Origin of the sequence: Halobacillus locisalis (genome assembly GCF_013694105.1) — a bacterium.
Lineage (GTDB): Bacteria > Bacillota > Bacilli > Bacillales > Halobacillaceae > Halobacillus > Halobacillus locisalis.
In genome coordinates this window covers 1-25231 of record NZ_JACEFG010000002.1, presented here as the reverse complement: position 1 = coordinate 25231, position 25231 = coordinate 1, and the positions used below count along the sequence as shown (strand labels likewise).

At 44.2% G+C, this 25231-nt stretch carries 29 protein-coding genes, 1 tRNA gene, 1 rRNA gene, 1 other RNA gene and 1 pseudogene; 23 read left to right on the top strand and 10 right to left on the bottom strand.

Annotation, left to right across the window (positions count from 1 at the left end; all coding sequences use genetic code 11):
- Positions 1-9: 9 nt before the first annotated feature.
- A complete protein-coding gene (locus H0266_RS07400) occupies positions 10-693 on the bottom strand; it encodes a deoxynucleoside kinase (protein ID WP_181471779.1) in 684 nt (227 codons plus the stop codon).
- On the bottom strand, positions 690-1331 hold the full coding sequence (locus H0266_RS07395) for a deoxynucleoside kinase (protein WP_181471778.1): 642 nt from the start codon (positions 1329-1331) through the stop codon (positions 690-692). Before H0266_RS07395 ends, H0266_RS07400 begins: the two co-directional genes overlap by 4 nt.
- 211 nt (positions 1332-1542) lie before the next feature.
- On the opposite strand from H0266_RS07395, the gene H0266_RS07390 reads away from it, so the two are divergent.
- A tRNA-Arg gene (locus H0266_RS07390) sits at positions 1543-1615 on the top strand.
- A gap of 4 nt (positions 1616-1619) precedes the next feature.
- Here the strand turns inward: H0266_RS07390 and H0266_RS07385 are convergent.
- Genes H0266_RS07385 through modA form a run of 4 tightly spaced genes read right to left on the bottom strand, consistent with a single transcriptional unit; the run spans position 1620 to position 4301 of the window.
- Positions 1620-2216 (bottom strand): VanZ family protein, encoded by a 597-nt coding sequence (locus tag H0266_RS07385; protein ID WP_181471777.1) that lies wholly within the window; start codon positions 2214-2216, stop codon positions 1620-1622.
- Positions 2213-2827 (bottom strand): ATP-binding cassette domain-containing protein, encoded by a 615-nt coding sequence (locus tag H0266_RS07380; RefSeq protein WP_181471776.1) that lies wholly within the window; start codon positions 2825-2827, stop codon positions 2213-2215. The genes H0266_RS07385 and H0266_RS07380 overlap by 4 nt, the downstream gene beginning before the upstream one ends.
- A gap of 14 nt (positions 2828-2841) precedes the next feature.
- Positions 2842-3519, bottom strand: coding sequence for a molybdate ABC transporter permease subunit (modB, locus tag H0266_RS07375; RefSeq protein ID WP_181471775.1), 678 nt, complete (start codon positions 3517-3519; stop codon positions 2842-2844).
- A gap of 17 nt (positions 3520-3536) precedes the next feature.
- Complete coding sequence (gene modA / locus H0266_RS07370) at positions 3537-4301, bottom strand: molybdate ABC transporter substrate-binding protein (RefSeq protein ID WP_181471774.1); 765 nt, start codon at positions 4299-4301, stop codon at positions 3537-3539.
- Between the two features lie 81 nt (positions 4302-4382).
- Here modA and H0266_RS07365 point away from each other — a divergent pair, with 81 nt between their 5' ends.
- Positions 4383-5039, top strand: coding sequence for a M50 family metallopeptidase (locus H0266_RS07365; RefSeq protein WP_181471773.1), 657 nt, complete (start codon positions 4383-4385; stop codon positions 5037-5039).
- 40 nt (positions 5040-5079) lie between these two features.
- On the opposite strand, the gene H0266_RS07360 is transcribed toward H0266_RS07365, so the two are convergent.
- Entirely contained in the window at positions 5080-6357 is a 1278-nt protein-coding gene (locus H0266_RS07360) for a transglycosylase SLT domain-containing protein (RefSeq protein WP_181471772.1), read from the bottom strand.
- A gap of 163 nt (positions 6358-6520) precedes the next feature.
- Here H0266_RS07360 and H0266_RS07355 point away from each other — a divergent pair, with 163 nt between their 5' ends.
- Together H0266_RS07355 and H0266_RS07350 are read left to right on the top strand one after the other, a co-directional pair.
- A complete protein-coding gene (locus H0266_RS07355; protein WP_181471771.1) occupies positions 6521-6628 on the top strand; it encodes a YjcZ family sporulation protein in 108 nt (35 codons plus the stop codon).
- Positions 6629-7446: 818 nt separating this feature from the next.
- On the top strand, positions 7447-7698 hold the full coding sequence (locus H0266_RS07350; protein ID WP_181471770.1) for a hypothetical protein: 252 nt from the start codon (positions 7447-7449) through the stop codon (positions 7696-7698).
- A gap of 12 nt (positions 7699-7710) precedes the next feature.
- Here H0266_RS07350 and H0266_RS07345 read toward each other — a convergent pair whose 3' ends face one another.
- Positions 7711-7908: a hypothetical protein gene (locus tag H0266_RS07345; RefSeq protein ID WP_181471769.1), complete on the bottom strand. Its 198-nt coding sequence runs from the start codon at positions 7906-7908 to the stop codon at positions 7711-7713.
- 119 nt (positions 7909-8027) lie between these two features.
- Here H0266_RS07345 and aldA point away from each other — a divergent pair, with 119 nt between their 5' ends.
- Complete coding sequence (aldA, locus tag H0266_RS07340; protein WP_181471768.1) at positions 8028-9479, top strand: aldehyde dehydrogenase; 1452 nt, start codon at positions 8028-8030, stop codon at positions 9477-9479.
- A 49-nt stretch (positions 9480-9528) separates the two neighbouring features.
- Here the strand turns inward: aldA and queF are convergent, their stop codons facing one another.
- On the bottom strand, positions 9529-10023 hold the full coding sequence (queF, locus tag H0266_RS07335) for a preQ(1) synthase (RefSeq protein WP_181471767.1): 495 nt from the start codon (positions 10021-10023) through the stop codon (positions 9529-9531).
- Between the two features lie 345 nt (positions 10024-10368).
- On the opposite strand from queF, the gene acsA reads away from it, so the two are divergent.
- The 10 genes and pseudogenes from acsA to H0266_RS07285 all read left to right on the top strand — a co-directional run bounded on the left by acsA (position 10369) and on the right by H0266_RS07285 (position 19145).
- Complete coding sequence (gene acsA, locus H0266_RS07330) at positions 10369-12078, top strand: acetate--CoA ligase (RefSeq protein ID WP_181471766.1); 1710 nt, start codon at positions 10369-10371, stop codon at positions 12076-12078.
- Positions 12079-12327: 249 nt separating this feature from the next.
- Positions 12328-12903 (top strand): sigma-70 family RNA polymerase sigma factor, encoded by a 576-nt coding sequence (locus tag H0266_RS07325; RefSeq protein ID WP_181471765.1) that lies wholly within the window; start codon positions 12328-12330, stop codon positions 12901-12903.
- A 105-nt stretch (positions 12904-13008) separates the two neighbouring features.
- Complete coding sequence (locus H0266_RS19585) at positions 13009-13137, top strand: hypothetical protein (RefSeq protein ID WP_281374244.1); 129 nt, start codon at positions 13009-13011, stop codon at positions 13135-13137.
- A gap of 231 nt (positions 13138-13368) precedes the next feature.
- Entirely contained in the window at positions 13369-14004 is a 636-nt protein-coding gene (locus H0266_RS07315) for a D-Ala-D-Ala carboxypeptidase family metallohydrolase (RefSeq protein WP_181471763.1), read from the top strand.
- An 18-nt stretch (positions 14005-14022) separates the two neighbouring features.
- The gene (locus tag H0266_RS07310) at positions 14023-14571 is read left to right on the top strand and encodes an N-acetylmuramoyl-L-alanine amidase (RefSeq protein WP_181471762.1); all 549 of its coding nucleotides are present in this window, start codon (positions 14023-14025) and stop codon (positions 14569-14571) included.
- A 26-nt stretch (positions 14572-14597) separates the two neighbouring features.
- The gene (locus H0266_RS07305; RefSeq protein WP_181471761.1) at positions 14598-14762 is read left to right on the top strand and encodes a YvrJ family protein; all 165 of its coding nucleotides are present in this window, start codon (positions 14598-14600) and stop codon (positions 14760-14762) included.
- 147 nt (positions 14763-14909) lie between these two features.
- Positions 14910-16201 (top strand): annotated as a pseudogene (locus H0266_RS07300) (purine/pyrimidine permease).
- 37 nt (positions 16202-16238) lie between these two features.
- Positions 16239-17558 carry a lysine N(6)-hydroxylase/L-ornithine N(5)-oxygenase family protein gene (locus tag H0266_RS07295; RefSeq protein ID WP_246363805.1) on the top strand — a complete coding sequence of 440 codons (1320 nt, stop codon included), beginning with the start codon at positions 16239-16241 and terminating at the stop codon, positions 17556-17558.
- 93 nt (positions 17559-17651) lie between these two features.
- Entirely contained in the window at positions 17652-18167 is a 516-nt protein-coding gene (locus H0266_RS07290) for a type 1 glutamine amidotransferase domain-containing protein (RefSeq protein WP_181471760.1), read from the top strand.
- 204 nt (positions 18168-18371) lie between these two features.
- Positions 18372-19145, top strand: coding sequence for a DUF3891 family protein (locus tag H0266_RS07285; protein ID WP_181471759.1), 774 nt, complete (start codon positions 18372-18374; stop codon positions 19143-19145).
- Between the two features lie 39 nt (positions 19146-19184).
- Here the strand turns inward: H0266_RS07285 and H0266_RS07280 are convergent, their stop codons facing one another.
- Positions 19185-20471, bottom strand: coding sequence for a glycoside hydrolase family 18 protein (locus H0266_RS07280; protein ID WP_181471758.1), 1287 nt, complete (start codon positions 20469-20471; stop codon positions 19185-19187).
- Positions 20472-20549: 78 nt separating this feature from the next.
- Between H0266_RS07280 and tadA the strand changes: the two genes are divergently transcribed.
- The 8 genes from tadA to H0266_RS07240 form a co-directional block, all read left to right on the top strand.
- Positions 20550-21035, top strand: coding sequence for a tRNA adenosine(34) deaminase TadA (gene tadA / locus H0266_RS07275; RefSeq protein WP_181471757.1), 486 nt, complete (start codon positions 20550-20552; stop codon positions 21033-21035).
- A gap of 45 nt (positions 21036-21080) precedes the next feature.
- An RNA gene (gene ffs, locus H0266_RS07270) (signal recognition particle sRNA large type) lies at positions 21081-21346 on the top strand.
- Between the two features lie 155 nt (positions 21347-21501).
- Complete coding sequence (gene dnaX, locus H0266_RS07265; protein ID WP_181471756.1) at positions 21502-23226, top strand: DNA polymerase III subunit gamma/tau; 1725 nt, start codon at positions 21502-21504, stop codon at positions 23224-23226.
- 27 nt (positions 23227-23253) lie between these two features.
- Positions 23254-23571, top strand: coding sequence for a YbaB/EbfC family nucleoid-associated protein (locus H0266_RS07260; RefSeq protein ID WP_181471755.1), 318 nt, complete (start codon positions 23254-23256; stop codon positions 23569-23571).
- An 11-nt stretch (positions 23572-23582) separates the two neighbouring features.
- Entirely contained in the window at positions 23583-24179 is a 597-nt protein-coding gene (gene recR / locus H0266_RS07255; protein WP_181471754.1) for a recombination mediator RecR, read from the top strand.
- A 15-nt stretch (positions 24180-24194) separates the two neighbouring features.
- Positions 24195-24413, top strand: coding sequence for a YaaL family protein (locus H0266_RS07250; protein WP_181471753.1), 219 nt, complete (start codon positions 24195-24197; stop codon positions 24411-24413).
- Between the two features lie 70 nt (positions 24414-24483).
- Positions 24484-24747 carry a pro-sigmaK processing inhibitor BofA family protein gene (locus tag H0266_RS07245; protein ID WP_181471752.1) on the top strand — a complete coding sequence of 88 codons (264 nt, stop codon included), beginning with the start codon at positions 24484-24486 and terminating at the stop codon, positions 24745-24747.
- Between the two features lie 402 nt (positions 24748-25149).
- Positions 25150-25231: ribosomal RNA gene (locus tag H0266_RS07240) — 16S ribosomal RNA — on the top strand; the annotation flags it as partial.

The following is a 25231-nucleotide window of genomic DNA, read 5'->3' as shown; positions in this document are numbered from 1 at the left end:
TGCTTCAACTTATGTCAGCAAACGGCTGGAACGCCATTTGCGTGATTGTTGGATAAAGTGTCCGATTTTCTCAAGGATCGGCTCCACGCTTTTCTCATCTTTTAATACATCGTAATCCGCGATGTTTAAACGAAGGACAGGGCAAGAATTGAAATTGTCGATCCAATTCTCATAGCGCTTGAACATTTCCTCCCAGTACTCGACAGGGGTTTCTTGTTCCATCGGACGTCCGCGCTTTTTGATACGGTCCAAGATATCATCGAACGATCCTTCCAAGTAAATGAGAAGATCGGGATGAGGGAAGTAAGGCGTCATGACCATCGCATCGAAAAGGTTCGTGTACGTTTCATAATCCGTCTCAGACATCGTCCCTTTTTCATGGTGCATTTTGGCGAAAATACCCGTATCTTCATAGATCGAGCGGTCTTGAATGAATCCTCCACCATACTCGAAGATCTTCTTCTGTTCTTTGAAGCGTTCCGCTAAGAAGTAAATCTGTAAGTGGAAGCTCCATCGTTCGAAATCTTGATAGAATTTATCCAGATAAGGGTTCGTTTCTACTTTTTCAAAAGATGTGCGGAACTTCAGAGCATCAGCGAGGGCATTGGTCATGGTTGACTTACCGACACCGACTGTTCCGGCAATCGTTATGACGCTGTCATGTGGAATTCCGTAGCGTTCACGTGCGTTCATTTGATAACTTCTCCTTTATTTAAATGTTGCTTCACTTGATCAACAATTTGATTTAAATCATCTTGGTGCTTCACGAAATCAAGGTTGTCCCCATTCAAACGGATGACCGGAATATCTGGGTGAGTGGCCTCGAAATGATCCATGAAGTCTTCATAGTCTTGAGAGAGCTGTTTTAAATAAGAAGGTTGGATGTTCGATTCAGCATCACGATTGCGCATGCGTATGCGTTCCATCAACGTATCCAGGCTGGCATGTAAATACACAACCATATTCGGGCGTGGCATATCGTGTGTGAGTATATCGAAAATCTGAGAATACTTATGAAACTGATCCTCTCTTAACGTACGACGAGCAAAGATCATATTTTTAGAAACGTGGTAATCGGCGACTACCGGCTTCCCTTGTTGTAGAAAATCACGGTCGATGTCCTCCAGTTGTTTGAACCGATTGCACAAAAAGAACATCTCGGTCTGGAAGCTCCATTCTTCAATGTTGTCATAAAACTTGCCTAAAAACGGATTCTCCTCAACGATTTCCTTCAGTAAATGAAAATCAAACTGGGAGGCGAGCTTTTTAGACAGAGACGTTTTCCCAACCCCAATGGGCCCTTCAACGGCAATGAAAGGTAGTTGTCCCATCTCTTCTCCTCCTTCAACCTCTTTTAAAAAGACGTGCTGCACGCGGGTCGTGCGTGCGTTATTCACATAGACATAATACGATACTTTTTTACAGACAAATAACATTTTATCATATACATAGGTGTGAAGTAACAGATAAGGGGTATTTTGAAGAGGATTTTACTGTTGCATTTGCTCACATTTTTTGTATAATATGGTTCATACCCATTGAGCCCCCGTAGCTCAGGGGATAGAGCATCGGTTTCCTAAACCGTGTGCCGCAGGTTCGAATCCTGCCGGGGGCGCTACCTATTGATTATGCCTCTCTTTCACTACGAAAATCCTCTTTAACAACGGAGCGACTCCGTATCCTAACCAAACACCTACCATGTTCAAGATCAAATCATCGATATCGAGACTCCCACGATTGCTCACAAATTGCCCGACTTCAATACAACCGATCACGCCGAATGGAAGAAGCCATTTCACACTCCACCTGTACATGAAAAAAGCAAAATAAACTCCAAGCGGTAGAAATAACCCGACATTTGCCCATAGATTGTACATGCTGATCAGGCTGTCGACGTTCCCCGATAAGTAAATCTGAATCGTGTCAAAAGGAACAAAATTCGCCTGACGTAATCCCGGATCCCCTGGTCTGATGAATAATAAAATGAGTAAAGCACCCATGTACAACAAGAAAATGATATGAAACCAATAGGCATGGATTACATACTTCACGCGCTGAACGATGGCTGTGACGATAACAGCGATAAAGAAAATAGCCATATTGATCACAAAGAGCGCTAAGGGATGAAGGTAGTTCGTGATGGTGGAAAGCCAAGGGAACAGGACCCAAAAGACGGACTGAGAGAGAATGAGGGCAATGATTAAACTCTTGTTCATCGGCTACGCCCTTTGTTGATATGAATCATACGATCAGCCAGTTTTTCAGCTTCCTCGTAATCATGTGTAACGAGAATGACGGGGATTTGCCATTTTTGATGAAGCCGCAAGAGCTCTCGGTGGCATTCCTGTTTCACCTGTTCATCTAGCGAAGAGAATGGCTCGTCTAATAGAAGAAGGCTTGGCTCTGTAGCAAAAGCACGGGCTAAGGCCACACGTTGCTTTTCTCCACCGGAAATGTTGTTCGGATATACTTCCAATAGATGCTGAATTCCTAATGTATCGACAATATTCATCGCTTCGTCCGCGTTTTTAGCGCCGTAAAGAATGTTCTTTTTCACGGTCATATGGGGAAAAAGCGCATAGTCTTGGAATACATAACCGATTCCACGTTTCTGAACAGGAACAGGCTTTTGGCGATTTGAGAAAAGAACTCTACCATTAAGGTCAATTAATCCTTGATCCGGTTGTGTCAGTCCAGAGAGGCATTGGAGCGTCGTTGTTTTCCCGGAACCAGAGGGGCCGAAAAGGACAACGACTTCATTTGTCATGGTGAAGGACAATTCCAGAGTGAATGTCTTCAATGTTTTCTTTATATCGACAGTAAGCATAGCGTTTCCACCTTTTACGAATTTTGATTCGGTGATATGACATTTCGCTTCGTCCACCAGTTCAACCAAAGCACAGAGCTGAATCCGAGGGCAATGATAATGATGACCCACGTGTACGCCTGTTCCATACGACCTGCTTCCACAGCTGAATAGATCGCGAGGGGGATGGTGGAGGTTGCCCCTGGAATGTTTCCCGCAACCATAAGCGTCGCTCCGAATTCTCCTAAAGCACGAGCAAAGGTAAGAACGAGCCCAGCCAAAAGGCCGGGCCAAGCGAGTGGGAATGAAATAGTGAAGAACACTTTGATTCTTGAAGCCCCCATCGTAAGGGCCGCGTTTTCGACATTTCGGTCGTAGTTCTGAAAAGCAGCCGACGCACTTTGATACATCAAAGGAAACGATACGACGGTTGCTGCAATAACGGCCGCCACCCATGTAAATACGAGCTTATATTCGAACCAGTCGAGCAGCCATTGTCCAATTGGTCCGTTCACCCCCAATAAATAAAGCAGCCCGAAGCCGACGACGGTTGGTGGAAGTACCAGTGGTAGCAAAATGATGGACTCGACGATACTTTTCCCGGGAAATACTTTTCTTGATATCCCCCTGGCGAGAGCAATTCCGACGACAAAGACAATAATCGTTGCAATCGATGCTATTTTTAATGAAAGAAATAGTGGGGAATAGCTCATAGACAGTCATCGCTTTCTTAATTAGTTTGGAATCCAGTCTTTCTCCATATGCTTTGTGCTTCGTCTGATTGTAAAAAATCCAGGAAAGACTGGGCACTTGATTGATTTTCACTGTCCGAGATGATGGCGGCTGGATAGATGATCGGATCGTGCAAGTGCGTATCGATCTGCGATACGACCGATACGTTGTCAGAAGTTGTCGCATCGCTCCCATAAACGAAGCCATAGGTGACATTTCCCGACTCGACATAGGCGAGTACTTGCCTGACATCATGCGCATACACCATTTTTTGTTCTAAGTCGTTCCAGAGTTGAATCTTTTCTAATGCCTGTTTCGTATATGTACCAGCCGGAACACTTCCCGGTTGTCCTAAAGCTAGTTGTTCGTTTTCACCGAGGTCAGCGATATCTTCTATGGATGATAAAGGTGCCGATCCTTCCTGAGCAATGACGACAAGGTTGTTTTCGACGAGATGGACTTTGGTTTCAGGTATGATTCTTTCCTTTTTTTCTAGTTTGTCCATCCATGATTGATTAGCCGATATATACACATCTGCAGGGGCTCCTTGTTCAATTTGCTGCGCAAGCGTTCCTGAGCTCGCTAGATTCAGCGTTATCGAAATGTCATGGGACTGCTCGTATATGTCCACGATTTCTTCCATGGCGTCGGTTAAACTGGCAGCTGCAGATATGGTTAACGAGTTCGTAGATTCCTTCGAGTTCGAGCAGCTGATCAGAAACACGAGAGCTAGTAAACAAATCCATATCAATCTAGCATTCATGATGAAGCCCCTCTCGTTGTATGTTTAAAATAATTATACCGCCTGCGAAAAATGAAGTAAAAGATAAGGGAGGACAAATAGATGAAAACACAAGTCATCATTGGACTGGTCATCGCTTTACTCTTGACTCAGATGCCTGTAGTCGGGAAGTATTTTGCGATTTTAAATACGATGATTCATGAAAGTGGCCATTCCTTAATGGCTCTCATTACAGGGGGCGAGGTGCGCCGGATATCTTTGTTCCCCAATACAGCAGGTACCACATTAACCGGCCACACATCGTGGGTCGGCCACTTTTTCACTAGCATTGCCGGGTATGTGTTTGCCTCCTTTTTCGGTTTTCTATTCTTCTATCTGATTTCAAAAGGGCAATACAAATGGATGATCTATATTTTACTCGCCTTTCTATCGATCAATTTAGTATTTTGGGTCCGCAATGTATATGGACTGTTCTGGATTGTCACGTTCGGCGCAGGATTCATTTTCTTATTAAGAAGTGGAAACCAAGCCGTCATTCAATATGTGCTCGTCTTTTTCGCTTGTTTGATTTTAGTGGAATCGGTCACGAGTGCCTTTGAAATCATGTGGATCAGCTTCTTTTCTCCGATGCAAGCGGGAGATGCAGCAAATTTATCAAGAGCAACAAAGATCATTCCTGCCCCGATTTGGGGAGTCGCCTTCTTTGTCCAATCGCTCTATTTTGCATCGCTTGCGATGAGGCGTGTATTTACAATATAAAGAAAGCGCCGTTCCTTTTTCAGGATCGGCGCTTTTGTGCTTATTGAACGGTGAAGGTGTGTTGGATTGGTGTAGTCATAACACCAGCATCTGATGAAACGTCTTTTACGTAAAGAGAGTAGGTTTGCCCAGATTGCAAGTCCTTGACGGGGTCCACTTTAACCTTATCTGAGTCTTGATCAAAATCAAGTTCTACTTCTACCCCTAATCCGTCCTCTCTAACAATATAAATATTGCGATTGTTAATAGACGTTTTATTGATTTCACTGGGCTCTAATGTAACAGTGAAGGTTTTATCAGGATTTACTTTCTTAGGTGAGCTTGAATCTGTGAGAGTGTTAGAATCACTAAAGCTTGTATCATTATTACTTACAAGTTCAAGATTGGAAGATGCAATGTAACCTGTCATTCCCTCTCTTTCAACTTCATAATAGCGATAGTGTGAGTAGAGAGTGTTGGATGGTTTGAAAAATAGACTATCGTCTGTAATCTCAAAAGTTGTATAATACGGAATTTCAGATCTACTTGAAATATCTTTTGTATCATACTTAAAACCAAACATATATTTAGGATAGTTTTCATTGATTACATAAACTTTGTCTCCATTTTTGAAGTTCATATGGCTATATGTTCCCTCTTCCTCAAAAGTGAGGGCATTCTCTTTAAATTTAACCTGACCACTTTCATCATTGATAACTTCGTACGCTATACCTTTGATAAATTCTGTATCAGCTAACTCAAGTTCACCATATTCCTCAATATGATCAAATACTCTGTCTTGGTATGTCATATCTTCAGTGTCAAGTTCCACACCTATATTTTTTTCTTTGGGGACGTTCACCTCAACTAGACCGTTGTAGGCCATAATTGCAAAGTACCAATGTTCAATAATATTACGGTTATTCTTAGAGTCAATGGTTTCAACAACATCAGGCAAGATGTCGATATTAGGGTTGATCTGCCAATTCCATTTCTCTAACAACTTTTCCGCTCCAGCTCTGATATTAGCTTCTGTATCATATTTTATTTCTTCAAGATTGTCGACTTCATCCGTAATCTGCATAACCCCGTATCCATTGTCACCAGACTGAAGTGGCTCACCTTTATCATTGAATTGTTCAAACTTTGATTCTTCAAATGCTATGGCAATTAATACTTCTGGAGGAATTTCGTATTCTCGTGCAACCTTAACTATTAATTCCTTAACCTCATTCTTTGTTAAATTTTCATTCGCATCTGAGTTTTCAGCTAGTACTGGAGTTGTAAACAACAATCCAGTAAGAAACAACAAACTAAATACTTGTAATAACTTTTTCATATATTCCCCTCCGCTTTCATAGATATCTAGTTTAATGGTAAAGGAATACTTAATTATTTTCCATAAATAAGAAAAAATAAATTTCAATGGAACTCCGCATCCGCCCTTACTACAAAGGGCGAAACGCATAAGGTAGTAAAGTAAAGCGAAAGGAGGAATGAAAATGAGCGGAGGATACGGTGGCGGTTTCGCGCTATTGGTTGTATTGTTCATTCTTTTGATTATCATTGGGGCTTCTTATGTTGGAGGTCGCGGTGGATACGGGTACTAATCGCAACGAAAGCGGGATTTCTCCCGCTTCTTTACATATAATCGTTCAAACACCTGATTTCGAAACTTTTGTATGGAGAGAGGGGAGGTGGGGGGAACGAGTCGCTTTCCGTGGGGTGGGCGCTGAGCCTCCTCGAGCTAAAAAACGTGCGCGTGCGTCTGCTCGTATCGCTCTGTAGAAAGCTTTCTCGGCGCAAGGGATCAAGGAAGTTTATTCAAGTCGTTCCCTCTCTGCGGGGTCTCCCCGTTCCCCATCTCCCCCTTACATGAATAGATGTTCGAAATCGCATTCAAATAGTGAGATTCTATAAGACTCGCCGTGATTGGTAATGATGATCACGTAGAAACCTTCTCATAAAAGTGGTCCAACTATCTATAATTGAATGGGCGTCGTTTCAAAACCACCCCTTTTGACATGTAGATGGACGAACCCAATGGAAATTGAATACGTCGTGCGAAGTAAGAGAACAGCATTGATCAACATAACACTCGCACACGAGACTTTTTTGTTATTCACAAAAACTCACCTCATGTTTCCGTTATCCTAACAAAAGCAAGAAGGGCCGGGAGATTGCGAGACTCCTGCGGGATGTACATGATCGGTGAGATCCCGCAAGGCGAAGCCTGAGGAAGCTCAGCACATGCCCGCGGAAAGCGAGTGATTTCCCGGCCCTTCAAACGCTGACTATGGCAACGGAAATCACCAGAATGTCTAAGAGCTATTTAAATGCGATACATTGTTGAGTCATCAAGTTTCTGTTTGTAATGGGCTTCAAATGGGTAAGGAAAAAGTACACCAGTTGGACGGAGGAATAACCGATGAATTTAAAAGATAAACTGCTCACTCATGGGTATGATCACATCGATATTTTGTTAGTAGATGAGGAAGCGAATCAAACGACCGTTCCAGATATTACCCTGCACAAAGTGACCGATCTGGAATACAAGTTGTACTTGGATCCGGAGACGATCACCTACCATTTGAATGAGGAAGATCCTTATTTTGAAGCGGAACAGAGCGATGAAGAAGGCGAGTCGAAGAAAGTGAAAGGGTTCGTCCTTGAATGGTAAAAAGTCCTGAATTCAGGACTTTTTTTGTTGGTTTCGTTTTATTCGCTCTTTGCGATCGGCGTACCCTCCAACAATAAGAAGAATACCCGAAGCCATAAGTACCAGCGGAGCCATCGGATCTGGAGTGGCAACGAATAGAATAAGAGCGGCAATCAGGTTACATACACCGATCGTTCCGAGAATGATGAGCATTTGATTTTGTTTTTTCATATTATCCCTCTTTCTGTTGTTATGTTTCACGTTCTTCGTATTAGAAAACCTATTGGATGGTTTATGGAAATCTAAATCGTGGAAATCAATGGATAACGAATGACTAGGAGGTTCGAATAATGAAAACACATCAATTATATATTAACGGGAAATACACAGAATCGGAAGGAAATGAATGGATCGATATAGAGAATCCTGCGACAGAGGAGATTATTTCTAGAACTCCGAAAGCGACCAAAGGAGATGTTGACCGAGCCGTTGAAGCAGCTTTACAGGCGCAAAAGGGCTGGGAATTGACACCTAATATTGAACGGGGGAAAATCGTTCGTGCTTTGGGTGACAAAATTGAAGAAAACCGTGATACCTTTATTGATTTGTTGCAAGAAGAACAAGGGAAAGACTATGAATTGGCAAGCGGGGAAATCGATCTAGCTATTGATTACTTCCGCTATATGTCCGAATGGGCGCGTCGCATAGAGGGTGAAATTGTTCCGAGTGACCGTGCCAATGAAAACATATTCGTTTATAAAAAACCGATCGGTGTTGTCGGCGGAATCGTCCCATGGAACTTCCCGATGTTTATCTTAGCGCGTAAAGTCGCAACGTCCCTTGTAACGGGTTGTACAATTGTACTGAAGCCTAGTCAGCAGACACCGAATACGGCGATTGAATTCACTAAGCTTATCGATTCGATGGATGAGATTCCAGACGGTGTTTATAATCTTATAACCGGAACAGGTTCAGAAATCGGAAATGCGCTTGCTTCTCATGAGAATGTCCATATGATCTCGATGACGGGTAGTATTCAGGCCGGTACCAAAGTGATGGAAGCAGCCGCTCAAAACATCACGAAGGTCAACTTAGAGCTTGGAGGGAAGGCTCCGGCCATTGTAACATCCAATGCCGATTTAGATGTGGCTGTAAAATCCATTACGACATCACGCGTAGCCAATAATGGACAAGCCTGTACGAATGCTGAGCGCGTGTATGTGCACGATAGTTTAGCTGATGAATTCGTTGAGAAGCTACGCAACAGCTTCGAGTCGCTTACACTTGGGGATCCACGAGAAAACAAACAAGCCGATGTCGGGCCGCTTGTCAGTGAAGACCGCTTAAAAGAAGTGGAAAACATGGTAAAAGAAGCGGTTGAAGATGGAGCAAAAGTCGAAATCGGTGGTGAACGTGGGGATCTTGAGAAAGGATACTTCTATAAACCAACCATTCTGACTAATGTCACGCACGAGTCGAAGATTATGCAAGAGGAAATCTTCGGACCCGTCATCCCTGTCACGACATTCAAGACGTTAGACGAAGCGATTGAAAAAGGAAACGACACGATATATGGACTCACTTCTTCTGTTTATACAGATGATATGAACGAAGCGATGCGTGTCGTGAATGAGCTGAAGTTCGGTGAAACATTCGTCAACCGTGAGAACTTTGAAGCCGTTCAGGGTTACCATGCGGGTATGCGTCAGTCCGGTCTCGGTGGGGCAGACGGTAAGCACGGAATGGAAGACTTCCTAGTCACCCAAGTCGTGTACATGCAGTATAAAAACGATAAACAATAAAACGAACAAAAAGGCGAGCTCTTAGGTGAGCTCGCCTTTCGTGTTTGGGTTACCGGTTATCGATTTTTTCTGGATACAGATCGTGATTCATTAATCGGTGATCAGCCATTTGTTCAAACTTCGTCCCAGGCTTCCCGTAATTACAGAACGGATCGATGGAGATCCCGCCACGAGGTGTGAATTTGCCCCACACTTCAATGTAACGAGGGTCCATCAGTTCGATCAAGTCATTCATGATCGTATTGACGCTATCCTCGTGAAAGTCACCATGGTTACGGAAGCTGAACAAGTACAGCTTCAACGACTTACTTTCTACCATGTTCACATTCGGAATATAGCTGATATAAATCGTCGCAAAGTCCGGTTGTCTCGTTTTTGGACAAAGCGTGGTGAATTCTGGGCAATTGAATTTTACGAAATAATCCCGGTTCGGGTGCTGATTCTCAAACGTTTCGAGTACGTCAGGGTCGTATTCGAAAGAATACTCATTCTCTTGGTTCCCCAATAATGATAAATCCAAGCTATTTTCGTTGCGTCCAGTCATAGATGGCACCTCAATCTAATTAGAATAAAAAAACCACAACCCTAAGGGCTGTGGTTTTGAATCTTGTCAGCGTCCTTAGTTTTTTAAAGAGGGATGGGCTAAGAAACCTCTATATGACATTTTCATTATATTCGTCCGGTGAACCCCTGTCAATGAAGGGGACGGACGTACGATTTTTGTAAAAGTCTGGCATAACACTTTAAAAAAGTGGGACTTTACACTAAAATAGAAAGTAATTCATAAAATTTTCAGAAAATATATGACGCATGTGGCTCTGGATGATTCAGGGCTTTCTTCAGCTCTTGCTAGAAAACGCTTGCAAAAAACTTTGATGAGGTGATGAAGATGGATATGAAACCAATTCCAGCACGTTCCGGCCAACACAATATGGAGAACTACGAAGAAGCTTATGCTTTGTTTGATTGGAATGAAGTGAAGAAGAACTTCTCTTGGAGTCAAACAGGTCAAGTCAACATTGCCTATGAAGCAATCGATAAACATGCCGAAGATCCTCAGAAAAAGAATCAAGTCGCGTTGGTGTATTCCTCACCCGATCGTGAGGAGAAGCGAACATTTGAAGATTTGAAAAAGGAAAGTAATCAATTCGCGAATGTATTGAAAAAACATAACATCGAAAAAGGCGACCGCGTCTTTTTATTCATGCCTAGAAGTCCTGAATTCTACGCTGCGTTTCTAGGAATATTGAAAACGGGTGCCATTGCTGGTCCTTTATTTGAAGCGTTCATGGAACAGGCGGTGCGTGATCGCCTGGAAGACAGTGAAGCGACAATGCTGATTACGACACCGGAGCTATTAGAACGCGTCCCGGTTGATGAGTTGCCAGATTTGAAACAAATTGTCCTCGTTGGGGGCGATGCACCTGGGAATTATATTTCGTTTGAAGAAGAGATGAACCAGGCATCCGAATCCTTTGACATGGAATGGGTCGATTTAGAGGATGGCATGCTGCTTCATTATACTTCTGGTTCGACAGGGAAACCGAAGGGTGTCTACCACGTTCACAATGCGATGATCCAGCATTATCAAACGGGGAAATGGGTGCTCGATTTGCAGGAGAACGATGTCTACTGGTGTACCGCAGACCCCGGATGGGTAACCGGAACCAGTTACGGAATCTTTGCTCCGTGGTTGAATGGCGTGACGAATGTGGTCCGCGGAGGTCGATTCAGTCCAGATGATTGGTACGGAACGATTGCGGAGAAACAGGTCTCCGTCTGGTATTCGGCTCCAACGGCTTTCCGTAAGTTGTTGAGCGCTGGTGAAGAAGCGGTGAGGAAACATGATCTCAGTACGCTCAGACACGTATTGAGTGTAGGCGAACCGTTAAATCCTGAAGTCATTACGTGGGGATTAAAAGCCTTCGATTTACGTATTCACGATACATGGTGGATGACGGAAACAGGGGGCATGCTCATTTGTAATTACCCTACGATGGAGATGCGCCCAGGATCGATGGGTAAACCATTCCCTGGCATTGAAGCGGCCATTGTAGACAATGAAGGAAACGAACTTCCTGCCAATCAAATGGGGAACTTAGCAATCCGCGAAGGTTGGCCGTCCATGATGCGTGCAATTTGGAACAACCCAGGTAAATTCGAAAGCTACTTTTTAAATGGCTGGTACGTATCTGGAGATAGTGCTTATAAAGATGAAGAAGGCTATTTCTGGTTCCAGGGACGCCTTGATGATGTCATCAACACATCAGGCGAACGGGTTGGTCCTTTCGAAGTAGAGAGTAAATTGATTGAGCATGAAGCCGTTGCGGAAGCGGGCGTCATCGGGAAGCCGGATCCAGAGCGCGGAGAAATCATCAAAGCGTTCATTACGCTTCGTGATGGCTATGAGCAATCAGATGAACTACTTGAAGAGATTCGCTTATTCGTCAAACAAGGGTTGAGTGCCCATGCTGCCCCTCGAGAGATTGAAATTAAAGACACGATTCCGAAGACGCGTAGCGGTAAAATCATGCGTCGTCTATTGAAATCTTGGGAGCTTGGTCTCCCGACGGGTGATACGTCGACACTAGAAGAATAGAAATATAAAGGGCGCCCACAGTACTATCACTGTGGGCCTTCTTTAACAAATTAGGACGTTTCCCCCTTTCTTTCCAGATGTTGCTGTGGTGTAATAGATAGGGAAAAGGAACGATATTTCCCTTCATGGTTGTGATTATGTTCGGTTGATGTTCTTTATATAGTAATAGATAAAGCAGAAGAGTCTTATCTCTTATTGCTTCTTTTTTTAACATTAAACCGAACATACGTTCTATTTGAGGTGATGGAAATGGATCGATTGACCGAATGGTTTTATGAAGCGTTCCCTGATTTAAAGGGGAACCGTGCCGTGGAATCGTTTATTCAGAAAAGCGAACACCGCCAATTGATTGAACGCTACCTTACGAATCCTGATGAGCATCGACAAGAACAATTGGACCAGGCTTTCAAAGCGCATTATTTTGATATGCGTTTTACTTCTTATCTGAGTACGTCTTTGTATTTTCAAAGTATTAATTATGATAAGCGTGCGAGAAGGTTTGAAGACCGGAATGTACTGACGCTCGACCAATCCATTGGCGATGGGGAAGGTACAACACACAAGGATCAATTGGTGAATCAACATGAAAGGCACCATGAGGAGGGAGGACAAGGGTTAGAATCATACATTCAAGATGTACGATTGTTGGAAGCCTATCGCATTCTCACAATTAAGCAACAACAAATCATGGACCTTGCGTACGTTCATCAGTGGAGTGACACAGAAATTGCGAAGAAAATGGGTGTCTCCCAGCAGGCCGTTTCAAAGAACCATCGTAAAGCACTTGAAAAAATGAAGTACATTCTTGCGAAAGGTGATGGATAAAGCATGTCCAATTTATATCATTTAGTAAAAGAGTCGCAATCTGCCTATCAAGTTAAATCAAGTGTTATTGACACATTTGAGCCTAAAATAAAGTCTTCGCTTCGTTTGACCAGCAGAGAAAATCGAGAGGATCTGGAGCAGGAACTGAAACTTCACGTCATCCATTACATTCGAAACTATAAACTCGATGACGTGCCAGGTTTATTTGAATTAAATAGACAGAAAGCCCAATAACAAAGCGCATACCTGGGGAGGTGCGCTTTGTTATTTTTTTGTTTGTAGAACTCACTACTTCTTCTGAGGTTGATTCATGAAAAATATCTTTCCCACAGGTTGTGTTTTTTGATCTTCATGTTTCTTTATATCGTGTAAGACAACAAAACAGTTTGAATCAGGCAGGGATGACCTGATGCGAACTGCATCCCTTTTGATTGTCTCTCATCATCTATTAAAGGAGAGATTCAAATGGATTGGACAAGAACTTTGCAAAACGGTGATACAGGAAGCGATGTTCAAGAAGCGCAAATTCGTGTTGCGGGGTGGGCGGCCGATTCGCCTTCTCAAACGTATGTGATCGTCGATGGAGTGTTTGGTAACGGTACAGAAGCAGCAGTTGTTCGTTTTCAGCGAGCCTACGGATTATCGGCGGATGGTATTGTCGGTCCGCAAACACAAAATCAATTGAATGCCTTAGAATCATCGGATGGTTCGACAGCCAACTTTGCATTCAGCGAATTCTACTCAAAAGATGGAAGTGGCTTTTCTGGGGGGAATGTTGGGGCAACGCAGGTGAAAGAGAACGTACGACGCCTCATGTATAAGCTGGAAGCGACGCGCAAAAAGCTGGGTAATGCAGCGGTCGTGATCAACTCCGGTTTCCGTAGTGTGACACACAACGCGAACGTGGGTGGCGCATCAAATAGCCAGCATACGTATGGAATCGCTGCAGATATCGATCCAGTAGGAAAGTATCCCTCTCAAGTGGCAGAGGTGACAAAGACGTGTGGGTTCAGCGGCATTATTGAATATAACACCTTCGTTCATAATGACAGCCGTGTAGAGTACCCATATGGAGCACCGTCCTTTTACTGGAATGCATAATGAAGGGGGAAGTAGTATATGCCAATTGTTGTGATTGATCCAGGCCACGGCGGCACAGATCCCGGTGCCGTGGCGAATGGATTACAAGAGAAAGACCTATCGCTCGAGATCGGTTTGCTCGTTCGAGAAAAGTTGGAAAGTCAATATATTGTCGACGCCCGTATGACGAGGGAATCGGATACAGCAGTAGGGTTGTCGACTCGAGCCTCCTATGCTAATTCCATCGGTGCCGATTATTTTGTCTCTCTCCATCATAATGCTGGTGGCGGCACAGGCTTTGAAAGCTATGTGTATCCCGGCACGAGAAATACGGAGACGGGGCGTTTGCAAGATGTGTTGCACAGGGAAATAGCTGATTTCTTTGCAGGATTCGGGCTTTTTGATCGCGGAAAAAAAGAATCGAACTTTGCGGTCGTGAGAGAAACCGCGATGCCTGCCATCTTGTTAGAACATTTATTTCTTGATCGGACGACGGATGCTAACTTCTTGAAGGATGAGTCATTTATTATTTCATTGGCTGATGCGATTACGAGAGGGATCGCACAAGCCTTGTCATTGCAATCGTAAGTTTCTGTGAGGAGGAGGGGGATTACATGGATTATCCTGTCTTTGCACAGCTATTGGGGAACTTCGGTTTTCCGATTGCCGTTACTCTTTTCTTACTCGTGAAATTAGAGAAAAAAATGGAGCATTTAGAGTCTGCGATCCACACATTATCCAAAGCCGTTACGGCTATAAAGGCAAAAGAACGACGTTAAGAAGAGGAGGACCCTGATCTTTTAGGGTCCTCTTTTCTTTGCCTTCTTTGCTGGATGTTTCACATGAAACCAATCGTGCGACAATTTGTAAAATGCTGTGGTACGATGTAGAAAAATAGACGGAATGAACGGGAACAGGTGAATGAAATGAAATCAAAATCAGGTATTTTCGTTGGCACGACACTAGAGACGACACAATGGTTCGTTTTCCTATTGGCGAGTTCAGTGGCTCTCCCTATTGTGATTGGATCGATTTTCAATTTGGATTTTAACGAGGTCGCCGGGCTGATGCAGCGGACCTTCTTCGCGGTCGGCGTGACCTCGTTCTTGCAAGGTGTCTTCGGTCACCGGCTCCCGATTTTAGAAGGACCCGCCGGGATTTGGATCAGTATTTTCGCTGTGATGGCATATTCCGGCGCTGAATCGGGAAAAAGTTATATAGAAACCTTACAAACACTTGAAGCGGCTATGTTATGGACAGGAGGATTCCTCCTGTTATTTGGTGTCTTCAAGTTGGCTCACCGTGTATTGTTCGTTTTTACCCCTCTTGTAACGGGGTCTTTTCTATTTTTATTGACCGTACAATTAAGTGGGACGTTTCTAAGAGGGATGCTCGGCATTCAACAAGAAGTCGAAGCGATTCATGGCTGGGAAGCGCTGATCGCGTTCATCACCTTTTTCTTAGTCCTTGGACTCTCGATCTTCGGCAAAGGATGGCTGAAGGGATATGCCGTCCTTTTAGGGATTATGTTCGGTTGGATCATCTATGTATTGACGATTTCTGATAAAGGAACAGTCTCTTCTGATGTTTCGGTATTCCAAGCGCCAGAGTGGCTCGCATGGGGGCCGCCTAGCTTCGAGTGGAGCGTCATTCCGTTGGCGTTTATTACAGCGGTCATTTTATTATCGAATATTGTCGCCTCTGTGGTAGCTGTCAGTCAGTCGATTGAAGGGAAACCGTCCTATACATATAGTCAGGTGAACCGGGGGAGCAGCTTCCTTGGCGTAACACATGCTATTACGGCGATGTATTCAGCGATTGCGAACGTACCGCTTGCTTCGTCATCCGGTTTTATTGATTTAACAGGACAAAAGAAGAAACAGCCGTTTTATATGCTTCCCTTTTATTAGTCGCGATTGCTTTCTTCCCACCACTGGTCGCTTTTATATCAGGGATTCCAGCCCCCGTTGCGAATGCCGCTTTACTGGCGACATTCGTTCAGTTGATGGGACTCGGTTTGGGGAATATCGCGAGTGAGGAACTCAACCAACGGAGAAGGACGATTCTTTGTGTGTCGTTTTTACTTGGCATCGGTTTGATGTTCCTGCCGTCTGAAGTGTTCCAAGGGATGCCTGGAATCGTAAGGAACCTCGCCAGCAATGGCTTGTTGGTCGGTACTACGCTCGTGATCGTGTTAGAACAATTATGGAAAGAATAAGAACGGTTCAGTGAGAAGATGGAAAGGAAGAGATCAAATGGAGAAAATGTATGATGTCATCGGAATCGGCGTTGGACCTTATAATCTAGGGTTGGCCGCGTTATTGGAGCAGACAGGTGAACTGGATGCCGTCTTTTTTGAGAAAACGCCATCTTTTGTGTGGCACCCGGGGATGCTCGTTGAGAAAATGGATTTGCAAGTTCCTTTCCTGGCTGATTTAGCGACGTTCGCTGATCCGAAAAGCCCATACACATTTATGAACTACTTGTACGAAAACGATCGCATGTTTCCTTTCTTTTTCCACCAGCATTTTAAAGTGCCGAGACAAGAATACAATCATTATTTGCAATGGGTGGCGAATCAACTGTCGAATCTTCGGTTTGGTCATACGGTGATTGATGTGATCGATCATAAAGATGATGATATTCCGCATTACCAGGTGGTCGCAGAGGAAACGGCTACTGGAGAGAAGAAATACGTGAAGGCGAAACATGTCGTCATGGGAACGGGCAATGAACCGGTAGTCCTCGATGGAATGGACGGCCTCCCGAATGAAGATATCATTCACTCAAGTCGCTACCTCTTTGAAAAGGACCATTTGCTTAAAGCGAAGCATGTGACGGTCGTAGGTTCCGGTCAGAGTGCGCTTGAAGTGTTCTTGGATTTGCTGGAAGAACAAGAACGTCAAGATATGAAAGTGACACTGTTTACTCGTACGGGCGGACTTTTTCAATTGGATCAGGCGAAATTCGCTCAGGAAATGTTCACGCCAGAGTATGTGGACTACTTTCACGGGCTCAGCTTGGATCAACGAAAAGAGGCGCTCGACACACTGAAGCCGCTTCGCAAAGGAATTGATCCAGAAACGTTGACCCGTCTGTACACGAAGCTCTATCACCGAACAACAGCAGGTGAAGCGTCACGTGTGCTCATTCAGCCAATGACGGAAGTGAAGGATATAGAAGCGGTAGACGATGGTTATCAATTGAACTGCAGGCAGTGGCAGGAGGAGCATGATTTTACGTATCATTCCGATAAAGTGGTCTTGGCAACCGGCTATAAACCTCATATTCCGGATTGGTTTAGCACACGATTCAAAGATAAAGTGAAGTGGGAAGAGGACGGTATGTATCAAGTGAGCCGTGATTATCAATTGGAGTTTCATGACGATCGCAATCACCACTTTTTCACATTGACGAATCTCGTACACTCGCACGGGGCTGGCGCGACGAATTTAGGGTTATCGGTTCACCGGAACGTGCATATTATCAATACCATTGCTGGAAAAACGTTGTATAAAAACCAGCAGGATACAACGTTCCAACAATTTTCGATGAAACACTATGGCAATGAATAACCATTTTATTGAAGTTCGGGCGTTTATTTTCATGTAAAAGGGGAAGATATCCTATGTGAAAAAATTAACGAAACTTCAAGGAGATGATCAAACATGAGTAAGATTGCATGTGTCATAACGTCAGAATTTGAAGATGTCGAATACACACAACCGAATGAAGCTTTTACTAAAGAAGGACATGAAGTGACGACGATCGAATGGGAAGCAGGTAAAGAAGTAACCGGTAAGCAAGGTCAAGCGACCGTCAAGATTGATGCGTCCATAGACGATGTGAAGCCTGAAGACTTCGATGCTTTATTCATTCCTGGTGGATTTTCACCTGACCAATTACGAGGCGATGAGAAATTCGTATCTTTCGCGAAACACTTCATGGATCAAGACAAGCCGGTGTTTGCGATCTGCCACGGACCTCAATTGTTGATTACAGCGAAATCCCTTGAGGGACGTACGGCAACAGGTTTCAAATCGATTGCTGTTGATATGGAGTATGCGGGTGTGAACTACAAAGACCAAGAAGTTGTCGTTTGCCAGAATCAATTGGTGACAAGCCGTCAACCAGATGATATTCCTGCCTTCAACCATGAAGCGATCAAGCTACTCGAAGCATAAACGAGAAGAGCGCGTCCTGATCTCAGGCACGCGCTTTTTTTATGGTCACGGGAAAAATCGATTCATCCTATTGGAAAAGAGGGAGCATATCCGTGTATGATGTATGAAACATCCTCTGAATAAACAGTATTGAAAAAGGGAAAAAAGTAATGATAACCATGGCTGCCGTCCGTTCTGTTTACATAAGGTTGAAGGAGGAAAACGATGATCGTTTTGGAGAGAGAAAATGACTTTATCATGATGCGACAACATGACCATGCCTTGCTTTCTGGGAAAATGGTGTGGGAATGGAAGAAGAATTTTTTGTTACGTTCGAAGTTGAGGGAAGAAGCGGACTGGGCAACGGCTCAACATGATCGCGCCTGGATTCCCTTGGATGAACATCCCCGTTGGAATGAAGAGAAACAGCGCCCCTATTCATTTATCGATTTTCCGCTAGAAGAAAAGCTCGCCGCCTATCAAAGGGGAATCGAAGAAGTGGCCAGCCGGTCGTTGTATGCTGGTATGCTCTGTAGCATGCACTATCAGTCTTTTTTGTCTGAGGATAGTGAAGAAGCGGTGATCCGTGATTTCGTTGCACAAGAAAAGAAGCGGCAAGAGGACTTATTTGCTGCGATGGAGATGGATGTTCCAAGGGATATTTATGACCTTCACTTCGACCGACTACAGTTCTGTGATGACTTGTCTTTATATGTCTGTATGCAAACCCCTGGTATTTCGAAAGAAGATGAAATCTCCTGGTTTAAGAATGGATTCCGTCAGACATTCGACTTCGCCCCATCCGGAATGATCGCCAATTGGGTGGATGATAAACAAGTATCTGTGAACCCGTTTCCTTTCGAAGGCCCTTTTGACGCAACAATCCCTCTTAAAGTCGTCAAGAAAACCGAGATTGAACGATTAGGCCTCCGTGAAGCTTATCATCAAGCAGAAGAAGATCAACGGTTTGTCACGTTCATCCCTGGAAATGGTGACTAAACGAATCATGAAGTGGCCGGGTGAGGACCACTTCATGGATTAGTTTTTCGTAACCGTAAATTGATTTTCGAGCAGTTCCCAGTTTTGTGGAAAAGAAAGTCCGAGCTTCCAGTAACTGATCCCCAACAATCCACGGTCTTTGATCAAGTCGAACTTCTGTTGAATCGACCGTGCATCCTCAAACCACACCTCATGTTCTTCGCCACTTTGACTCGTATAGGTGAAGTAAGGGGCTTGCTCTTCTTCATCATAGGAAATAGGGACGTTGTTTTCCCGTGCAATTTGGATGGCACGCTGAGGACTCACGGCTTTCGCAAATTCCCCGCCGGGCTCATAAGGCAATGTCCAATCATAGCCATACAAGTTTTGACCAAGTAGGATCTTATTGGCAGGCATGACGGATAAAGCGAAATCCACCACTTCGGTGACGGGACCGATGGGCGACACGGCACGAGGTGGACCGCCACTATATCCCCATTCATACGTCATCAGTACTACAAAATCTGCAATTTCCCCATGAGCTGCATAGTCATGCGCTTCGTACCAAGCCCCTTCTTGCTCGGCGCTAGTCTTGGGGGCGAGCGCTGTCGACATGAGTAATCCTTCATTGGACAACCTTTGTTTGGCTTTTCTTAAAAATTGGTTGTAGTTCTCTTTCAGTTCTCTTGGCAGAAACTCCATATCGAAATGGACATCACTAAATCCGACTTCTTTGGCCGTTGAAACAATTCGATCGAGCAATTTGTTCTGAAGGTTTTCATCCGTCAATACTTTACGGCCAAGCTCCGCACTGAACTCTCCATCCGCTAAGTTTGTCACGACCATCATTAAAGAAGTGTCATTATTCGTAGCGATTTGTTTGAAATTATCCAATGGCGGTGCTTTAAGGGACCCATCGGTTTGAATCTCATAACTGAAAGGGGCTAAGTACGTTAACAATACAGCTCTGTTCTCTGCTGAGGTTCGCAGTGTATCCGAAACCTCGCCTCCATAGGGTTCAATATAAGCATTCGACGTAATGGGTGTAGGGGGTTGGTCTGGAATATACAACCTGAATCCTACTGAGAGCGTGCTATTCGGAGATATCCCATTGATTTGAGCTAACTCTTCCGCCGTCGTACCAAATTGTTGAGCAATCGAAAAGAGGCTGTCACCAGGCTGAACGAAATAAAATTGGCCGACAATCGGTATAACCAGTGCTTGCCCGACTACAAGATTACCTGGAGTTTCTAATTCGTTTGCTTCGATAATAGCATTTGGCGTACTATCATAGAGACGAGCAATTGAAAATACAGACTCTCCTTGCTGGACGACATGGATCTGCATGACCGTCCCTCCTTTCTCATCTTTACTAATGTATGAAAACGGGGAGCGAACTTATTCTAATAATATAGAGGTGTCTCTATGAGTTTTGATGAACAATACATGAAGCTTGCGATTGAAGAAGCTAAGAAAGCGGAACAAGAAGGCGAGGTCCCGATCGGAGCGGTCATCGTCCATAATCATGAAGTGATTGCGACAGGTTATAACCAAAGGGAGCAGTCACAACTCGCTTCTTCCCATGCTGAATTCATTGCGATTGAACGAGCTAATCAAAAAATCGGTAGCTGGCGTTTAGAAGATTGTACGTTATATGTCACGCTAGAACCGTGTCCAATGTGCGCCGGAGCGATTGTACAATCGAGGATTCCACGCGTCGTATACGGAGCAAAAGATCCAAAGGCTGGATGTGCGGGAACATTGATGAATTTGTTGGGAGACGAACGTTTTAATCATCAGTCTGAAGTTGTACACGGTATAATGGAAGAAACATGCTCAATGATGCTGACGAATTTCTTCAAATCTTTGAGAGAGCGAAAGAAAAGTAAGAAGTCGATCGATAAATCATAGGACAACCCATTGCATTTTTCACGAAAAGTCGCTATACTAGTAATGTCGTGCTAAGCGGGGAGGTAGCGGTGCCCTGTACTCGCAATCCGCTATAGCGAGGCCGAATCCCCACCCGAGGTGGTGTGGCCTCAAGGTCTGCCTTATGAAAGTGGTGTTGACACTCAGGTCCTGCGCAACGGGAACCAGTGAACCCTGTCAGGTCCGGAAGGAAGCAGCAGTAAGCTGTACCTCTCGTGTGCCGCGGGAGTGCCTGGGTTGAGCCATGATCATGAGTAACGCTTGGGGCCCCACCATCGAAGGTGGGTGCACGGCATACATAGCTTTTCAAAAAGAGTCGTTGTGATGAAAATCATAGCGACTCTTTTTTCTATTTATATAGACGATGGATTAATAAGAGGCGAAGGTTCACATCTTGTCCTTGTATCAGGTATAATGAAAAAAGAGACTAAAAAGGGAGAACGGTTAGATGAGCTATCAAGCTTTATATCGTGTCTGGCGCCCAAGAAGCTTTGAAGATGTTGTAGGACAGACCCATATTACGCGTACCTTGCAAAATGCGATCGAGCAAGACAAGTTCTCTCACGCGTATTTATTCTCCGGTCCTCGTGGAACAGGGAAAACGAGTGCGGCGAAGATTTTCGCCAAAGCCGTTAACTGTGAGCGTTCGCCTGCGAAAGAACCATGTAACGAGTGCGACGCCTGCCTGGGGATTCAGGATGGTTCGATTTCCGATGTCATTGAAATTGATGCGGCATCGAATAACGGAGTCGAACAGATCAGGGAAATCCGTGACAAAGTGAAATATGCACCAAGCGCGGTTCCATACAAAGTTTATATTATTGATGAGGTCCACATGTTATCGATGGGGGCATTCAACGCCCTGTTGAAAACATTGGAGGAACCTCCGCGTCACGTTATTTTCATACTGGCGACAACAGAACCACACAAGATCCCTCTGACCATTATTTCCAGGTGTCAGCGCTTCGATTTCAAGCGTATTTCACAAAAGGCGATGGTCGATCGGATGGAAACCATCACAGCGGCAGAGGATATTGCGATTGCACGAGATGCTTTAGAAATCGTAGCCTTAACAGCTGAAGGTGGTATGAGGGATGCTTTGAGCTTGTTAGACCAAGCAATTTCCTACAGTGAAGAAGAGGTCACCATTGACGATGTCCTCGCTGTAACAGGATCCGTATCTCAAGCCAAACTTGCAGAAGTGATCCAAGCATTGGATCAGCAAGATGTAAAAGCGGCGCTTAGTGCCGTAGACGATTTGATTCAACAAGGAAAAGATCCAGGACGATTCGTTTTTGATTTGATTTATTATTTGCGGGATTTGTTGTTATACCAAACAGCCCCTGAGTTAGAACATCATTTAGAACGAGCGATTCCGGATGCAGCGTTCCGCGACCTATCCCAGCAGTTAACCGCCGACTGGATTCAAAAAGCCATCCGTGAATTGAATCAGTGTCAACAGGAAATGAAGTGGACTACGAGTCCGAAAGTGTTCATTGAAATCGCCCTGTTGAATATGGTGGAAGTTCAAGGTACTGTAAGAACAAGTGCTCCAGTCGATTCAGAAGCCCTGAGTCAACTGACACAGAAGATCGGCGAACTGGAGAAGGATCTTGCGACGCTCAAGCAACAAGGGGTAGCCCAAGCAGAAGGTGCGAAGCCAGCACCGAAGCGCGCACCTGCAAGGTCTGGAAGAAAAGGTTATACTATTCCATATGAACGAATTCGCCAAGTGTTGAATGAAGCGTCTAAAGATGAAATAAAAAGTGTCCATAACCGATGGGCTGATTTCATGGAGGCGTTGAAGAGAAACAATGCGCCGGCTCATGCGACGCTGTTGAATAGTAAGCCGAGAGCTGCTTCATCGAAAGCCCTTGTATTAGCCTTTCGTTACGACATTCATTGTTCCTTGGCTTTGGAACATCAGAATACGATTGAGCCACTGTTAACCGAATTCGTAGGTAAACCATTAACCATCATTCCTATTCCCGAACAGAACTGGCAAGAGTTGCGAGAAGAATATGTCCGCAAGCAGAAACCAGGGACGGAAGAGGGAGAAGACGGCGGTGTCGGTGCTGAAGAGGGGGCATCATCAAACTCAAATGGTGAAGACCCGTTAATCTCAGAAGCACGGAAACTCGTCGGGGATGACTTAATAGAAATTCAAGAATAACTGGATAGAATAAAAGGAGGAATTGCCATGAAAGGCGGAGGCAACATGAACAATATGATGAAACAGATGCAGAAAATGCAGAAGAAAATGATGAAAGCTCAAGAAGAGTTGTATGAGATGACATTCGAATCATCAGCTGGTGGCGGAATGGTCAAGGTCGTCGCTAACGGAAAGAAAGAGATCACCGATGTCCAAATTTCTGAAGAAGTGGTCGACCCTGATGATGTCGATATGCTTCAAGACTTAATCATCACAGCGACAAATGATGTCATTAAACAAGTCGACGACAAAACGAACGATACTATGGGACAATTCACGAAAGGTATGCCTGGAGGAATGTTCTAGGAGGAATTCTCATGTATTATCCGGAACCAATATCAAAACTGATTGACAGTTTTACGAAGCTGCCAGGGATCGGCCCGAAGACGGCTGTCCGCCTGGCTTTTTTCGTCTTAGAAATGGAAGAAGACGATGTACTTGATTTCGCGAAGTCGTTAGTGAACGCCAAACGGGAGCTCACGCATTGTTCCACGTGTGGTCACATCACCGATCAGGACCCATGTTCCATTTGCCAAGATGAGTCCCGTGATCCAACGCTCATTTGTGTCGTTCAAGATCCGAAAGATGTCATAGCGATGGAGAAGATGAAGGACTTCCGTGGGAAATACCACGTCCTGCATGGGGCAATCTCTCCAATGGATGGAATTGGACCGGAGGATATCAATGTTCCGAGCCTGATCAATCGTCTTAAAGATGAAGGGGTTGAAGAGTTGATTTTAGCTACGAACCCAAATATCGAAGGCGAAGCCACAGCTATGTACATCTCTCGTTTAGTTAAACCATCAGGCATTCGAATGACACGGATTGCTCACGGTCTCCCTGTAGGCGGAGATTTGGAGTATGCAGATGAAGTCACATTATCTAAAGCTCTTGAAGGACGTAGAGAACTATAGTAGAGGGTGTTCATCATGTTCGGTAAGAAAAAGCGAATCCAAAAAGAGATCGATCAGCAATTGCTGGTGAACATTAAGAAGCTGAAAAAAGAATGGGAACAATTAAATCGCATCATTGAACAAAGCATCGATCCAAGTGACGAAGGGCTCCAAGATCTAGCACTCGTCAAAGCAAAGTATTTCTATTTATTGAGGGAAGCGAGAAATAGAGAACTAAGCGCCCTTTCCAAATAGCTTGTACTAACCCTCTGTCTGAACACATAGACTGTGAAAGAAGCAGTTTTACTCAGACAGGGGGTTTTTTATGAATCCGGTTCTTGTACTATTATTGCTGGGCTTGGCCATTCCGCTTTTGTTGATCATCGGTTTGCCTGCTGCGCCAATCAAATGGGTGGGGCATATGCTCGGGCGAGTGATTGTTGCTGTTATCCTATTGTTCTTCGTCAATCTATTCGGTGCTCAATTTGGATTGCACGTACCGATCAATGGATTCACAGCCGTTGTTTCTACTATATTAGGTGTTCCAGGTGTATTATCATTAACAGCGATACATCTATGGGTTTTATAAGAAGGGATCAGGAGCTAATCCTGTTCCTTTTTTAATTTAATTGAAATTAGGTATTGTTTTGGTTACGTTGGCATGGTATATTAATATTTGTCGCTTCAAGAGGCGACGGCATAGATAAATAGAAACACAAAATTAGTTGTTGACTTAAACAGCGAATGCGTGATATACTATTTTTTGTCGCGTTGAAAGACATCAACGCAAACAACAAAATATCATGAAAAAAGTTGTTGACTTAAAACAACAAAACATGATATACTAATTGAGTCGCTGTTTTGAACGGCACACACAATTTGATCTTTGAAAACTGAACGAACCAACCAGTACGTCAAGATATTCTTTCTATTATAGAAGGAATTCAAACAAGCACATTCGGTGTGCAAATGAGCAAGTCAAACTTCAACTTTTATGGAGAGTTTGATCCTGGCTCAGGACGAACGCTGGCGGCGTGCCTAATACATGCAAGTCGAGCGCGGGAAGCGAGCTG